Below are 13,004 nucleotides of genomic sequence, written 5' to 3' on the forward strand. Positions count from 1 at the left end.
CACTCAACGCAGAACGATCTGTGTGATCGCCGGCACTGACGTGTAGAGAAGCACCAGCAGTCCCGCCAGACAGGCCAGCGCGAGGCTGTGCAGAATGACAAATCGCAGCAGCGCTCCCTCTTTCCCATACTGGTCCGTAGCCGTAGTTGCAACCACAATACTCTGCGGCGCGATCATCTTTCCCATCACTCCGCCCGCTGAGTTGGCCGCGGCCATGAGGTAGGCTGATATCCCGAGTTGCTCTGCCGTTAACTTCTGAAGGCTGCCGAACAGCACGTTCGATGAGGTATCGGAACCTGTGGAGGCCGTTCCGATCCATCCGATGAGCGTTCCGAAGAACGGATAGAGATGTCCCGTGCGAGCAAAAGCCAGTCCCAGCGTGGCATCCATCCCGGCATAGCGGGTGACGAATCCCAGAGCCATTAGTGCGGCGATGGTAACAAAGGTGAACCGCATGGAGACGAAGGTCTCCGCGCATGTCTTGACAATCACTGCCGGGCGCGTCCCCATCGCAAATCCCGCGACGATGGCGGCGATAAAGATGCCCGTTCCCGTAGCCGAAAGCCAGTTGAAGTTGAAGATCGCAGATTCAGCAGTCGGCGCTGGCACCGCGGGAGGCATCCGCAGCACTGCCTGGTGCAGCCCTGTGACCACGATGTGAATGCTGCTGAACGAATCCAGCCACTGGGACCACTTGGGCAGCCCCCATACAACAATAAAAATCGACAGAATGGCCCAGGGCAGGATGGCCTGCTTGAGGAAACCGTCCTGACGATTCACTGAGGTCTGAGTCTGCGGTTCGACTACCTGCAAGGTCGGGCTCAACGACCGCTTCGGCTTCCAGTACCGCAGCAGAACCAGCAGGGCGATGATGGTAAAGCTCGAGGAGAAGATATCGACGAGCCAGGGGCCGTGCAGGGTGGCCACCAGCAGCAGCATCAGGCTGTACACTCCCCCGGCCACCAGGATTGCGGGCCATATCTCCAGCATCGCCGACCACCCTGCATAGGCCCAGATCAGCCAGAAGGGGACCAGAACGCAGAAGGGCGCGATCATGCGGGCAACCACGCGCGACAGCAGAAGCGTATCCAGTCCTGTAATGCCATGCAGCGCCACCATCGGGATTCCCAGCCCGCCGAAGGCGACCGGCGCCGTATTCGCAAGCAGTGACAGTCCCGCAGCCTGCAGCGGGCGGAAGCCGATCCCGATCAGGATGGTTGCGCAGATAGCCACCGGGGTTCCGAACCCTGCCGATCCCTCGAAGAATGCCCCAAAAGCGAAGGCGATCAACAGCAGTTGCAGCCGGCTGTCCTGCGTCACACCGATCAGGCTCTGCTGCAGAAGCGTAAAGCTGCCCGTTCGATGCGTAAGTTGATACAGAAACAATACGGGGAATACGATCCAGGCGATGGGGAACAGACCATAGGCCGCCCCATAGGCAGTCGCCAACAGCCCCATCTTGAGAGGAAGATGAAAGATGCTGATTGCCAGCAGGAACGCCGTCGCAAGTCCCGCCAGCGCAGCAAGGTGCCCCTTGATGCGGAACACTCCCATGGTTACCAGCAACACGCAGAGCGGCAAGGCTGCCCAGGCTGCGGAAAGAAGCCACTGATGAGCAGGGTCGTAGCTCTGAGCCCACTTCATTGCAGGTTCTACAAACATGCACACCAGTGCAGCACCTGGAAAGGACGCTGGGATAAACATAGAAATTGTGATCACTTCCCCCACGCAAAAACGAGTGGAAAACAGTATGGTCTAACCATCAGACAACTGTAAACAGGTACGAAACAAATTAATGCGAAGCTTCGATCCTGCCCTCTCGAAGCCTGTGCATCTCATGATGAAACCTATGGAGAACTTAAGACCTTTGCCGGACCAATTCGATTCTCCTCTCGTCCTGATCGTGCTATTGAACTGGAACAGCGCAGAAGAGACACTTGCGGCAGTACAGTCGCTGCGCGCCACGGATTACTGCAACTATCGCATCCTGATCGTCGACAATGCTTCGCAGGACGATTCGCTTCTGCGTCTGCGCCCGCTGGTATCCGGAGACCTGGAGCTGATGGAGTCGTCCATCAATGCCGGCTACACCGGAGGATGCAATCAGGGTATGAAGCGCGCCCTCGAGCTGGATGCTCGCTACGTCTGGCTTTTGAATAACGACGCTGTCGTCACTCCGCAGACGCTCTCGTCGCTGGTCTCCCTCGCGGAGAGCGATGTCTCTATCGGCCTCGTTACTCCGCGCATCGCATCCCTGGACGAAGACCGGCTGACCTTCGCCGGCGGCATCATCTCCATCCAGGATCGCCTGTACAACGAAACTCACGATCCCGCCGTTGCCCGCGAATGGAGCGCTCGCTACTCCGGCAGAGATCTTGTCATCGGCACGGCCATGCTGGTTCGAACCGACCTCATCCGCTCGATCGGTATGCTCGACACGCGGTTTTTTGCCTACTTTGAAGACATCGATTATTCTGCGCGCAGTATACAGGCCGGCTTCCGCAACGTGGTCGATCCCAACTCCGTCGTGCGCCATCTGGAGAAAAACCGCAACACCAGCCCCTTCGAGATCAGACCGCACTACTGGTACTACATGGCCCGTAACGAGAGCCGCTTCTGGCGAAAGCACCTGGGGCTGATGGGAAGCCTGCGGCAGAGCTGGTACAGCTTCAACGGTTTCCTTCGGCACTACAACCGCCTGGCAGAGCTGCACGAAAGCAGAGATGCCCTTCTTGCAGGCCTGTGGGATGGCTGGCTCGATCGCAGCGGTCCCTATCATCCAGGCGTCAGGATGCCTTCGCTTCCCTCATTTCTAGTGAATCTCTACAGCCGTCGCGGCTCCCTTCAGACACAGTCCGGCCGCAGTGGCGAATCTGTCCGTACCTAGTAGGGCAGTCTTCCAAATCTCGAAAGAAGGACCGTCTCGGCTCGAAACAGCAGGGGATCACGATTGGTCGCCATCCGTAGAAGGTTGGTCGACTGCATATGCGCGGCCGTGTTGACTCCTCCGTAGAAGGAAAAACACATCGTATAACCAAGCGATCGCGCGATCCTCTCCGTATCCGGAGTAAAGGCTCCACGAATCCCTACTGGGTAGGCGATGCTTCGCACGGGCGCGGCAATACTGGCTTCAATGTTCTTTTTGGATTCGCGAAGCTCCCACTCCTGCGCCTCCGGGGTCATCTGTCCCAGGATGCGATGCGTCTGCGTGTGCGACCCAATTGCCATTCCCGCGGCCTTCATCTCGTGGGCTTCCTGCCAGTTGATGAACCTCCGGCCGGTTGCAGGAACCACGCATCCTGCCTGCTCGCGAAGCTCCCTCATGAAGTCTTCGCCATCGTGATTGTCAGGGCGCTTGTAGTGACGCAGCACGCTTCGAATCGCATCCTCACGATCGCCCTGAAGGCTGATCGTGACCGGGACCGGAACCGTGAGATCGAGCTGCGAATGCGGTGAGTTGCGCACCAGGTAAGCGATCTCGTCCCACCATGGAACCGTATGAGTCCCCACGTACTCCGGCACTAGAAAGAAAGTTCCAGCGCAGTTGTGGGACTTCAGGATCGGATAGGACACGCAGTAATCGTTGATGTATCCGTCGTCGAATGTAATCGAGATATAGGTTCGGGTGAGAGGTTTTTTGCCTGAGACCAACTCCTCCAGTTCTTCGCCCGCGACGATGGGAAAGTAGCGTTTGAAGTACTTCAGTTGCATCTCGAAGCCATCAGCCGATGCGCTGAATACGTCGCGGTCAAAACGTGTGGTCGATGCGTCCCCCACACGATGATGGTTGACCACAAGGATTCCCGGCTTCGAGCGCAGGGTCTCAAACAACGCTAAGGCGCCCGATCTCTTTAGCAGTGTTGCTGCCAGCTCTCGCTTCGACATTCCCCCGACTTTCCTGCTTTCGACTACCTGTTATCAACTTTGTTGGATGATCTTCGTTCGAGGAAGGTCGTCTATGGTTCAATCCGGAAGCCTGCGCATCAGACCTATCGACCGCAGCGCCATCCCGACCGCTACGCGGGCGCATCCCTTAAGAGTTGCCGCCGTAGGCCGCCAGTCTTTGCGGTCGAAGTCGAAGTAGGCGAGCTTTCCACGATAGCTCCGGCGAATATCACCCCAGGTCAGCATGCCTCGATCGACATAACGCGGCAGGGCCGGAATGTCCCGCCGCAGCACTACATGCCTGTATCCCAGATGGGTCGCCTCCATCGGTTCCACCGGCTGGCCAATCAGGTCAAGGTAATGCAGCCAGCCAATATCTACACCGGCACACACCGAGGCGTCTGCGGTCACGCTGTAACGCGGATTCGCTTCAATGAGCCGGACGACACCATCGCGCGTGTCACGCTTCACCTCGATCTCGCAGATTCCAACATAGCCAACGCCGCGCAGAAAATTGTCGCACAGCGTTGCGATCTCCTCATCCACAACCGGCTCAACCATCGAACCGCTGCCGAAGAGCACCGGATGGGCACGCAGCTCATGCACCACCGTGTGTCCCAGCCTGCGGCCGCCGGTGCCGTAAACCGATAGGTAGCAATATTTAGCGTCATCCCCACCAGCGATGATCTCCTGCGCAACGACCTCCGGGCGCAGCGCCTCCGTATGGGCGTAGCTTGCCAGCAGCACCTCGGCGCTTTCCGCCGTAATCAGTTTCAGACCGCGCAGCGGGTTTCCCTCGGGAAGTGCGTCCCACTCCCGCTGGTGCCTTGGCTTGATCAGACACGGAAAACGGGCATTCGAGACAAAGCCTTCCAGATCCGCGCGCGACTGTATGTAGGTTGTGCTTGGAATGGGCAGCCCATGCTGTGCCGCCAGCGCGTACTGTTGCTCTTTTGTCGCAAGCGCTGCCTGTACTGCAATCGATTCCAGCGAAAAAATGTAGTGCTCCTTGAGAGCGTCTACATGCTTGCCCAGAGCCGAAACAAAAATATCGGCAGCGGGGATGATCACCGGCTTCGCCCCCAGCTTGCGGGCGAGATCGATCATGAACGCGACCCACTCCTGTGGATGAGTATCCGGATTGGGACAAAGGTAGGATTTCCCGTACGACGATCGGAAACCTTCGTGGCTGCCGTCGCAATCCACCCCCACCGTGCGTACTCCGCGCCGAAGAAGATCGCGCATCAGATTCAAACCCGTCTGAAAGACGCTGGCAACGACGACGGGAGGCCAATCACCCTGGGCACGAAGAGCTGTCACTCGTGAATCTCTCCTGAAAGCATCGCAAATCCTCAACTACGATCAAGGCCGGCAGAATAGCTAATGGTTACGCGTCCGTTCTTTGATGCTCTTTGCTAATCGCTCGATCTCCTGCGCCTTCTTGATCACCGTTACCGAGAGTGTATCCTTGTTGCTCTTTGCCACTTCGGCCTTCAGCTCCTGCGTCAGCTGATACAGCTTCTCGGTATCCGCCCGCAGTTCCTCCTGCTTCTTCTCTTCCGGGGTTAGAGGCGCCTTCGCGGCGGCCGGCCCGGTCTTCGCGTCCGAAGCCTTCGGATCCTGACTCTTTACCTGATGATTCGCGGAAGCAGTCTTCTCAGCCGGACTCTTCGCAGTCCCGCTGTCCTGCTGTGCAACACTCGCAGAGCCTGCCATACAGGCCATACATATACCCACTGTCGCGCTCCGTCGCAGCCATCGGGTCATCGGCATCATCGTTGCACTCAAGCTCCCCTTCACCAGCGAAGCAAAGATCCTCTGTTCCGATTCTATTCCCAGCAGAAGCAGTGGGAGACGGACGGCCTCAGGGTCGCTCCTCAGCTGGCAGAGACAGAGGATTTACCTGTGGGCGGGTACTGAAGCTCACCCCGATGGTTACGACGAAATTAAGGACAAGCGCCACGAAACCCGCATTCAAGCCGAAGAACGGATCGCGGTGCGAAAACATAAGGAATGAGGCAAGGGCCAGCCCCACAAGCAGCCCCGCGATCACACCCGCGGAGGTCACCCGGCCCCAGAAGAGCCCGAGGACAACCCCGGGGAAGAACTGCGTAACTCCGGCGTAGCCGAGCAGCAGCAGTGCCACCAGGGTCGTCGAGCTATGCAGCGCGAGCCAGAAGCTAGTCAGCGCGAGGACAAGGACCATCACCTTCGCCAGCCGGGCGACGCTATCCTCAGACATCTGCGCGGCGAAGACAGGCCGAAAGACGTTTTTCGCAAAGAGCGTGGAAGCGGTTAGCAGGATGATCGCCGCAGGCACCATGGCCGTCAAAGCGCCTGCCCCGCCAATCACGCCCAGGAACCACGCAGGGAAGGTCTTGCGTGCAAGGACAAGCAACGACATGTCGCCGTTCGGCAGGCCGGGAACGATCAGCACCGCGGCAAAGCCGGTAATCAGGATAAAGACCAGGCTGAGGGTATAGAGCGGCGTCACGATGGCGTTGCGGCGCAGGATATCTCCGTTCCTGGCGGTAAATGCTGCGCCAAACGTGTGTGGCCACATGTAAAAACCGCAGGCGCTGAGGACCACGGTTGAGATAAACCAGCCATGCCCCATCGTCTTTGTCGCTCCTGGCATCACCAGATGCGTGGGATGTGCTGCTGCCAAAGCGTGAAACATCGGCGAAACTCCGCCAAAGTAATGCCACGGAACGAAGATGCCGATGGAGAGCGCGGCAACGATCATCAGCAGATCTTTAAGCACGCTGACCCAGGCGACAGAGCGCATCCCTCCGAAATAGACAAACATCGCCACGACACAGACAGCGATCAGCATCGAGACTGTTCGCGGAATCTGGTCGAAGCTGGCCACCTGCACGATGATGCCCAGCCCGGTGAGCTGAATCTGGAGGTAAGGGATCACAAAGAGCACTCCCACCAGCGAGACCAGCAACGGGAGGAACCGGCTGCCGTAGCGGCGCTCGAAGAAGTCCGACTGCGTTTGCAGGCCGTGACGCTGCCCAAGCTCCCATATATACGGAAGAATGTAAAACGACACCACGTAACCCAGCGTGATGTACGCCATGATGTAGAGCGCCGGCCCTCCACGCGAATAAGCCCACCCGCTCGCTCCCAGAAAAGCGAAGGTCGTGTAGATCTCACCCGCCATCAGGAGCCACATGAAGAGCAGCCCAAAGGAGCGGCCCGCAATCGACCACTCTTCGAGATTCATCTCCCGCCCCTTGCCTGCGCGCAGACCGATCAGAGTGCCTGCAAGGACGATGACGAAGATGATGCTCATGGCGACAACAGCCGGCGTCATGGAGTCGTCGGCCCCTTCTTCCGGCGCGACTGCTCCACACGATGCGCAAGCGCCATACAAACGCTGCTGAGCACAATCCACAGCATCAGCCAGAACAGGTTGAACGGCAGGCCAAAGATCATCGGCGAGACGCGGTCCCACCATGGCACCGTGAAGCACATGCCCAGGAAAGGAATCAGGCCGATGATGACGGCTATCAAAGAAGGTCTTTGCATGGCTGTTCTATCGTGCGACGCACTTCAGGCAAACGTGAGGAGCAATCCTGTCGTAAGGAATGATCGGCGCGGGCTTGAGAAGTGTCTGTACAGTGTGCTCGATCGAATCCTCTTTGACCAAACGGTTTTTAATAAAAACGATGCAATGATGACAATTCTCATCAAGGTGTCATCCTGAGCGAAGCGCGTTAGCGGAAATCGGCCTTGATCTGCTCCACATTCGCAACGGTCCGTGCCGTTGCTCTAGGCCTCAGACTTGCCCTTCGCATCTCTCACCTTGCAGGATGCGATCTCTTCAAGCGCGCGTATAGACCCGCAGATGTCGTCCTCGCCATATCCCATGGCCCTCGCCATCCGCAGCTGTTGCTGCGTAGCCGAGGTGGTATACATGGGAACTCCCAGCTCAGCCGCAATCTCCAGCGCAAGGCCGAGGTCCTTCTCCAGCCAGCGCACCGAAAACGTCGTGGAGAAGTCGCCCTTCAGAACAAAATCCGCCTTTGTGGAGACGTAACCTGAGCGGGCGCCGGTGTTATTAAGAATGTCGATCATCATTCGAGGATCCACTCCACCCTTGGTGCTCAGAACAATCCCCTCATTGAAGGCCTGCATGATATTTCCCAGCACCAGGTTCTGCGTCATCTTGGCATGAAGGCCGCTGCCCTGGGGGCCGCAGTAGTAGAAGGTCTTGCCCATCGCCTCAAACAGCGGCCGCGCCTCCTCGAAATCTGCCTTTTCGCCGCCGATCATGAATGACAGCGTACCCCCCTCTGCTCCTGGCTTCGATCCTGTGCAGGGTGAATCCAGGAATCGAATTCCCTTCTCCGCCAGCGCCTTTCCGATCGCCTTGCTCGCCATCGGCGAGACCGTGCTGCAGTCAGCGATCAGCGATCCACGGGCCGCGCCATGCACAAGCCCCTGCTCCCCCAGGATGACGTCGCGCGACATCGCCGTATCCCCCACGCAAAGAAAGGTCGTCGAGCAGCGGCGGGCCACCTCTTCCGGAGTCTTTACAACCTCGCAGCTGTGCTTCTGCGCAAAGGCCGCAGCCTTCGCGCCATTGTGCGACCACACCGTTACCCGGTTACCGGCCGCGATAAGGTTGCGGGCCATAGGACCGCCCATAATTCCAAGACCTAAGAATCCGATATCTTTCACGCATCTCTCCTTTGATTCGCCGCCGCCGGACTGCCCACACTTCCCCACAGCCCAGCTCATCCGCGCGCTGCTATTGTCGTATTGTCATACCACAATACCAGCTACGCCCGGCGTCTGTCCGGGAGTTGCGGGTTCCATGATGTATCGTGAAGAATGCCAGTTTCGGACATCAATCCGACCGTTTCCGAGAAAGTATGCGCTTGAAAGTTCGGCCAATTCGCAAAAGTTCCATCAGCGACGACATCGTTCAGCAGATCATCACCCTCATCTCCAACGGAGATCTCAAGGCGGGTCAGCGTCTTCCGTCCGAACGCGATCTCTGCGTCAAGTTCGCGGCCAGCCGTTCTTCTCTGCGTGAGGCACTGCGCTGCCTCTCCATCATGGGCGTCCTCACAGCCCGTCCGGGCGAAGGCACCTCTGTCGCAATGGATGGCACCAAGTTCATGGATACCGTGCTGCAGTGGCGGATGAGCACCGAGCAGCACGACATCGAGGACCTGATGGAGGTCCGCATGGCTCTTGAAGGCGTAACCGCTTCCAGTGCAGCCAAAAATGCCGAGGGACAGGATCTCAAAAAGCTCGAGGATCTCGTTGCCAGGATGGAGGAGTCTGTCGGTGACGCCCGCCGCTTTGCTGCACTCGACCTCGAATTTCACCTCTGTCTGGCCAAAGCGTCCAACAACAAGCTCGCCCTCGATCTGGTTGCCGTCATTCGCGGACAGCTGGAGCGCGGCGTCGCCAAGGTCCTGCAGCTTCCGGACGCCATGCCGCTCTCCGTGGAGGAGCACAAACAGATCCTGCAGGCCGTAATGAATCGAGACTCCGAACAGGCGCGCGCAGCCATGCAGCATCATCTGCAGGCAGCGGTGCTACGCCATCGCGCCGCCGTGGAAGCCTCTCTCCGGCAGGAAGTCTAGCATCGCAAGGGCCGCGCGACTGGTCATCGCGAGTTTCTCAGGTACTTCGCTCGCGCCTCGTGCAGCTGTCCTACCGCGGGCTCTTCCAACGGACATGGCGAACCAAGCTGGTTCGCAACCAGGCAGATATGCGCAAAATGTTCGACCGTCTCCATCTTCAGAAACGCATCGAGCAGACTCTCCCCATAGGCCACGGCACCGTGGTTCGCCATCAGGATTGCGGTATGATCCGGGATAAGCGGGGCCATGCTCGCGGCCAGTTCCGCCGTTCCCGTCGTCGCATAAGGAGCCAGCGGCACCGGGCCCAGCGTCATCACCGCCTCTGAGCACAACGGCACATCCAGTGCCTTGCCTGCACAGGCGAAACCCGTCGCTACCGGAGGATGCGCATGCACGACCGAATTTACGTCAGGCCTCAGGTTATAAATGGCAAGATGGATGCCTATCTCGCTTGTGGGCTGCCTTGATCCGGCGATCTTTCGCCCTTCAAGGTCCACCAGAACCATATCGTCCGTCTTCACCAGGTATTTGCTGCAGCCCGTAGGAGTCACCAGGATCGTATCGGAGTCCATCCGTACCGAAAGGTTCCCGGAACTGCCCGGCATAAAGCCAAGCCGATAAAGCCATTTGCTGAACCTCGCAAGGTCGCGCCGTAGTTCGAGTTCTGTCGCGGTTCCAGTTGCAATCAAAGGGCAGCTCCTGTTGCCATCTATTCCATCACATTTTCGCTGCCCTGATCGAACAGCATCGTTGAGAGATGCATCTTATCTAGAAATCGAGGTCTGATGAACACAAATGAAATCCTCAGAGCATGGTCGGGAATCCTTGCCGGCCGTAAACCATCGCTTTCGATTGAGATAACGAAGGAATGCCCCCTTCGCTGTCCCGGTTGTTACGCATTTGATGCAGCTCATCTGGGTGGTGAGACGGATCTGCGTCAACTCTCCGACTTCAAGGGCAGCGAACTTGTCGAAAAGATTCTGGCCATTGTGGACCGCGAGCGGCCGTTGCACGTATCCCTGGTCGGAGGCGACCCCCTGGTTCGCTACAGGGAACTGGAGGAATTGATTCCGCAGCTTGAGTCTCGCGGCGTCCATACGCAGATCGTCACGAGCGCCTTCCGCATCATCCCGTCCTCATGGAAGCAGTACAAGAAGCTCAACATCGTCGTCTCCATCGATGGCCTGCAGCCCGAGCACGACGAGAGGCGTAAACCGGCTACCTACGAGCGCATCCTCAAAAATACCGCGGACGCAAAGATAACCATCCACTCCACCATCACCGGCAATATCGCATCCCGGCCAGGATACCTGGAGGAGTTTCTTCGCTTCTGGAGCGCGCGGCCCCAGATCAACAAAGTCTGGTTTAGCCTCTTTACCCCTCAGATCGGGGCAGAAGGCCCGGAGATCCTGACCCCGGAACAACGCGTCATCGTCGCAAAGGAACTCCTTCGCCTGCGTACCCTCTATCCCATCCTGGACATGGCAGAAGGACTCATTAAGGAGATTCTCTCCCCTCCCACAAGCCCTGCAGAGTGCATCTTCGCCATGACAACTGCGACCATCTCAGCCGATCTTCGCACAAAGATCACGCCATGCCAGTTCGGAGGTGAGCCGGATTGCTCACAATGCGGCTGTATCGCATCCATGGGACTGGCGGCCGTAGGGCACCATCGCGTGCTGGGACCACTCACAGCAGGCCATCTTTTTCACGCCTCCGACAAAATCGGACAGTCCCTGCGCGCAGTACGGCACTCTTTTACGAAGACATCCGAAGAGCCGAGGAATGAGGTCTTCAAAATTCTTTCAAACTAGCATGGTCGAAGTCAGCGAAACGCATCGCGATGCTTCACAGCAGAGGGAGAGGTTCTTTATGGCGCAGTTAACTTATGAGATCGATCCGGCACATTCTTCCGTTCACTTCAGCGTCCGCCACATGATGGTCTCAAACGTTCGTGGCGAATTCTCAAAGATCTCCGGGACCGTAAAGTAAGATCCGGAAAATCCTCAGAACTCCAGCGTCGAGGCCACCATTGACGCTTCCTCCATCAATACTCGCGAACCTCAGCGGGATGCCCATCTGAAGAGCGCCGACTTCCTCGATGTGGAGAAGTTTCCCGTGATGACCTTCCGCAGCAAGCAGATCGAGCCCAGGTCAGATGGAGTCAAAGTCCTGGGAGAACTAACTCTTCATGGAGTCACCCGCGAAATCGCTCTTGAGGTACAGGACCTCACGCCGGAGACAAAGGACCCCTGGGGAAAGCAGCGGATTGGAGCATCGGCGACTGCCCGGCTGAGCCGAAAAGAATTTGGTCTAACCTGGCACCAGGCTCTCGAGACAGGAGGGGCCCTCGTCGGCGATGAGGTAAAGATCACACTTGATGTGGCCGCCGTTCGCTCCTAGGCTTTACCGAATCTCGCAAACTTCCGCCCCAAAATCAATAAGGCCAGCCTAAACGGGCTGGCCTTATTTCTTAATCTTCTGGAGCACCGAGTGGGAATCGAACCCACGAATACTGATTTTGCAGACCAGCGCGTTAGCCACTTCGCCATCGGTGCTCATCACTCCGCCACGAAACCTCCGTGCCGGAGTGCAATCCATAACAGCTTACCTTACTTCGGCTGAGCCGCCGTACGAAGATACGGCTTGACCGTCTTGTATCCCGGGAAGAGCTTATCCGCTTCTTCGTTCGAGACTGCTCCGGTGATGATGATGTCATCGCCCTGCTTCCAGTCCGCCGGGGTTGCCACCTTGTGTTTCGCAGTCAACTGGAGCGAGTCGAGCACGCGGATAATCTCATTGAAGTTGCGGCCGGTCGCCATCGGATAGGACAGCGTCAGCTTGATCCGCTTATCCGGGCCGATCACAAAGACGGTACGGACAGGAGCATTGTCAGCAGGGGTGCGCCCCTCGCAGCTGTCGCCGGCATCCGCCGCCAGCATGTCATACAACTTTGCGATCTTCAGTTCGGGATCGCCGATGATCGGATAGTTTACGTCAGCTCCGCTGACGTCCTTGATATCGACAGCCCACTTGCTGTGGTTCTCGACGGGATCAACACTCAGGCCGATCACCTTGGCTCCGCGAGCTGCAAACTGCTTTTCAAGAGTCGCCACTGCTCCCAGCTCAGTCGTGCAGACTGGCGTAAAGTCCTTCGGATGGGAGAAGAAAACGGCCCAGTTGTCGCCGATCCACTCATGAAAATGAATTGTGCCTTGTGTCGTTTCCGCAGTAAAGTCCGGAGCTACATCGTTAATGCGCAGTGACATGTTCTATCTACCTTCCGGGGCGGTGCCCCACGTTCGATTTTCCCTTCTGGGCCGAAAAAAACCACCCGGCACGATGGCTTGGGTGGGTCTGTGTGCTACTCGAAAAAATTACTTCGATTCAATCATGCACACACCCTCACCGGCCAACAGCAACAGCAGGTCAGGAGCGCGTTTTGCATCATCGTCATGAATCGTCAAATATTTCGTACCGCAGCTGGCACAGCCAGCATCAAGCTGTTTG

At 57.8% G+C, this 13,004-nt stretch carries 12 protein-coding genes, 1 tRNA gene and 1 pseudogene; 4 read left to right on the plus strand and 10 right to left on the minus strand.

The genetic code is table 11. The features are described from left to right. Positions 1-3: 3 nt before the first annotated feature. A complete protein-coding gene (locus GWR55_RS10950; protein ID WP_238398348.1) occupies positions 4-1,662 on the minus strand; it encodes an L-lactate permease in 1,659 nt (552 codons plus the stop codon). A 205-nt stretch (positions 1,663-1,867) separates the two neighbouring features. On the opposite strand from GWR55_RS10950, the gene GWR55_RS10955 reads away from it, so the two are divergent. Further along, positions 1,868-2,887 carry a glycosyltransferase family 2 protein gene (locus GWR55_RS10955; protein ID WP_162402300.1) on the plus strand — a complete coding sequence of 340 codons (1,020 nt, stop codon included), beginning with the start codon at positions 1,868-1,870 and terminating at the stop codon, positions 2,885-2,887. Here GWR55_RS10955 and GWR55_RS10960 read toward each other — a convergent pair. The 6 genes from GWR55_RS10960 to GWR55_RS10985 all read right to left on the minus strand — a co-directional run bounded on the left by GWR55_RS10960 (position 2,884) and on the right by GWR55_RS10985 (position 8,577). Next, positions 2,884-3,885 carry a polysaccharide deacetylase family protein gene (locus tag GWR55_RS10960; RefSeq protein WP_162402301.1) on the minus strand — a complete coding sequence of 334 codons (1,002 nt, stop codon included), beginning with the start codon at positions 3,883-3,885 and terminating at the stop codon, positions 2,884-2,886. The two genes, GWR55_RS10955 and GWR55_RS10960, sit on opposite strands and share 4 nt — an antisense overlap. Positions 3,886-3,963: 78 nt before the next feature. Continuing rightward, the gene (locus GWR55_RS10965) at positions 3,964-5,205 is read right to left on the minus strand and encodes a hypothetical protein (RefSeq protein WP_162402302.1); all 1,242 of its coding nucleotides are present in this window, start codon (positions 5,203-5,205) and stop codon (positions 3,964-3,966) included. A gap of 60 nt (positions 5,206-5,265) precedes the next feature. Further along, on the minus strand, positions 5,266-5,601 hold the full coding sequence (locus GWR55_RS10970) for a hypothetical protein (RefSeq protein ID WP_162402303.1): 336 nt from the start codon (positions 5,599-5,601) through the stop codon (positions 5,266-5,268). Between the two features lie 148 nt (positions 5,602-5,749). Continuing rightward, positions 5,750-7,207, minus strand: a complete 1,458-nt coding sequence (locus tag GWR55_RS10975) for a sodium:solute symporter (RefSeq protein WP_162402304.1) — start codon at positions 7,205-7,207, stop codon at positions 5,750-5,752. Then, positions 7,204-7,422 carry a DUF3311 domain-containing protein gene (locus GWR55_RS10980; protein WP_162402305.1) on the minus strand — a complete coding sequence of 73 codons (219 nt, stop codon included), beginning with the start codon at positions 7,420-7,422 and terminating at the stop codon, positions 7,204-7,206. Before GWR55_RS10980 ends, GWR55_RS10975 begins: the two co-directional genes overlap by 4 nt. 243 nt (positions 7,423-7,665) lie before the next feature. Further along, positions 7,666-8,577 carry an NAD(P)-dependent oxidoreductase gene (locus GWR55_RS10985; RefSeq protein ID WP_162402306.1) on the minus strand — a complete coding sequence of 304 codons (912 nt, stop codon included), beginning with the start codon at positions 8,575-8,577 and terminating at the stop codon, positions 7,666-7,668. Positions 8,578-8,771: 194 nt separating this feature from the next. On the opposite strand from GWR55_RS10985, the gene GWR55_RS10990 reads away from it, so the two are divergent. Next, positions 8,772-9,494, plus strand: coding sequence for a FadR/GntR family transcriptional regulator (locus GWR55_RS10990; protein ID WP_162402307.1), 723 nt, complete (start codon positions 8,772-8,774; stop codon positions 9,492-9,494). Positions 9,495-9,517: 23 nt separating this feature from the next. On the opposite strand, the gene GWR55_RS10995 is transcribed toward GWR55_RS10990, so the two are convergent. Next, positions 9,518-10,183: a class II aldolase/adducin family protein gene (locus tag GWR55_RS10995; RefSeq protein ID WP_238398349.1), complete on the minus strand. Its 666-nt coding sequence runs from the start codon at positions 10,181-10,183 to the stop codon at positions 9,518-9,520. Between the two features lie 96 nt (positions 10,184-10,279). Between GWR55_RS10995 and GWR55_RS11000 the strand changes: the two genes are divergently transcribed. Then, positions 10,280-11,308 (plus strand): radical SAM protein, encoded by a 1,029-nt coding sequence (locus GWR55_RS11000; protein ID WP_162402308.1) that lies wholly within the window; start codon positions 10,280-10,282, stop codon positions 11,306-11,308. Positions 11,309-11,432: 124 nt separating this feature from the next. After that, positions 11,433-11,897, plus strand: a pseudogene (locus GWR55_RS11005) (YceI family protein). Between the two features lie 79 nt (positions 11,898-11,976). On the opposite strand, the gene GWR55_RS11010 reads toward GWR55_RS11005, so the two are convergent. Both GWR55_RS11010 and GWR55_RS11015 read right to left on the minus strand, forming a co-directional pair. Next, a tRNA-Cys gene (locus tag GWR55_RS11010) sits at positions 11,977-12,052 on the minus strand. Positions 12,053-12,106: 54 nt separating this feature from the next. Beyond that, positions 12,107-12,763, minus strand: coding sequence for a peroxiredoxin (locus GWR55_RS11015; RefSeq protein WP_162402309.1), 657 nt, complete (start codon positions 12,761-12,763; stop codon positions 12,107-12,109). Between the last annotated feature and the right edge of the window lie 241 nt (positions 12,764-13,004).

It is taken from the genome of Edaphobacter sp. 12200R-103, from assembly GCF_010093025.1.
Classification (GTDB): Bacteria; Acidobacteriota; Terriglobia; order Terriglobales; family Acidobacteriaceae; genus Edaphobacter.

Coding starts and splice junctions, on each gene's coding strand:
- GWR55_RS11015 (WP_162402309.1), bottom strand. CDS start 12,763: ATGTCACTGCGCATTAACGATGTAGCTCCGGACTTTACTGCGGAAACG.
- GWR55_RS10975 (WP_162402304.1), bottom strand. CDS start 7,207: ATGACGCCGGCTGTTGTCGCCATGAGCATCATCTTCGTCATCGTCCTT.
- GWR55_RS10980 (WP_162402305.1), bottom strand. CDS start 7,422: ATGCAAAGACCTTCTTTGATAGCCGTCATCATCGGCCTGATTCCTTTC.
- GWR55_RS11000 (WP_162402308.1), top strand. CDS start 10,280: ATGAACACAAATGAAATCCTCAGAGCATGGTCGGGAATCCTTGCCGGC.
- GWR55_RS10970 (WP_162402303.1), bottom strand. CDS start 5,601: ATGGCAGGCTCTGCGAGTGTTGCACAGCAGGACAGCGGGACTGCGAAG.
- GWR55_RS10960 (WP_162402301.1), bottom strand. CDS start 3,885: ATGTCGAAGCGAGAGCTGGCAGCAACACTGCTAAAGAGATCGGGCGCC.
- GWR55_RS10950 (WP_238398348.1), bottom strand. CDS start 1,662: ATGTTTGTAGAACCTGCAATGAAGTGGGCTCAGAGCTACGACCCTGCT.
- GWR55_RS10990 (WP_162402307.1), top strand. CDS start 8,772: ATGCGCTTGAAAGTTCGGCCAATTCGCAAAAGTTCCATCAGCGACGAC.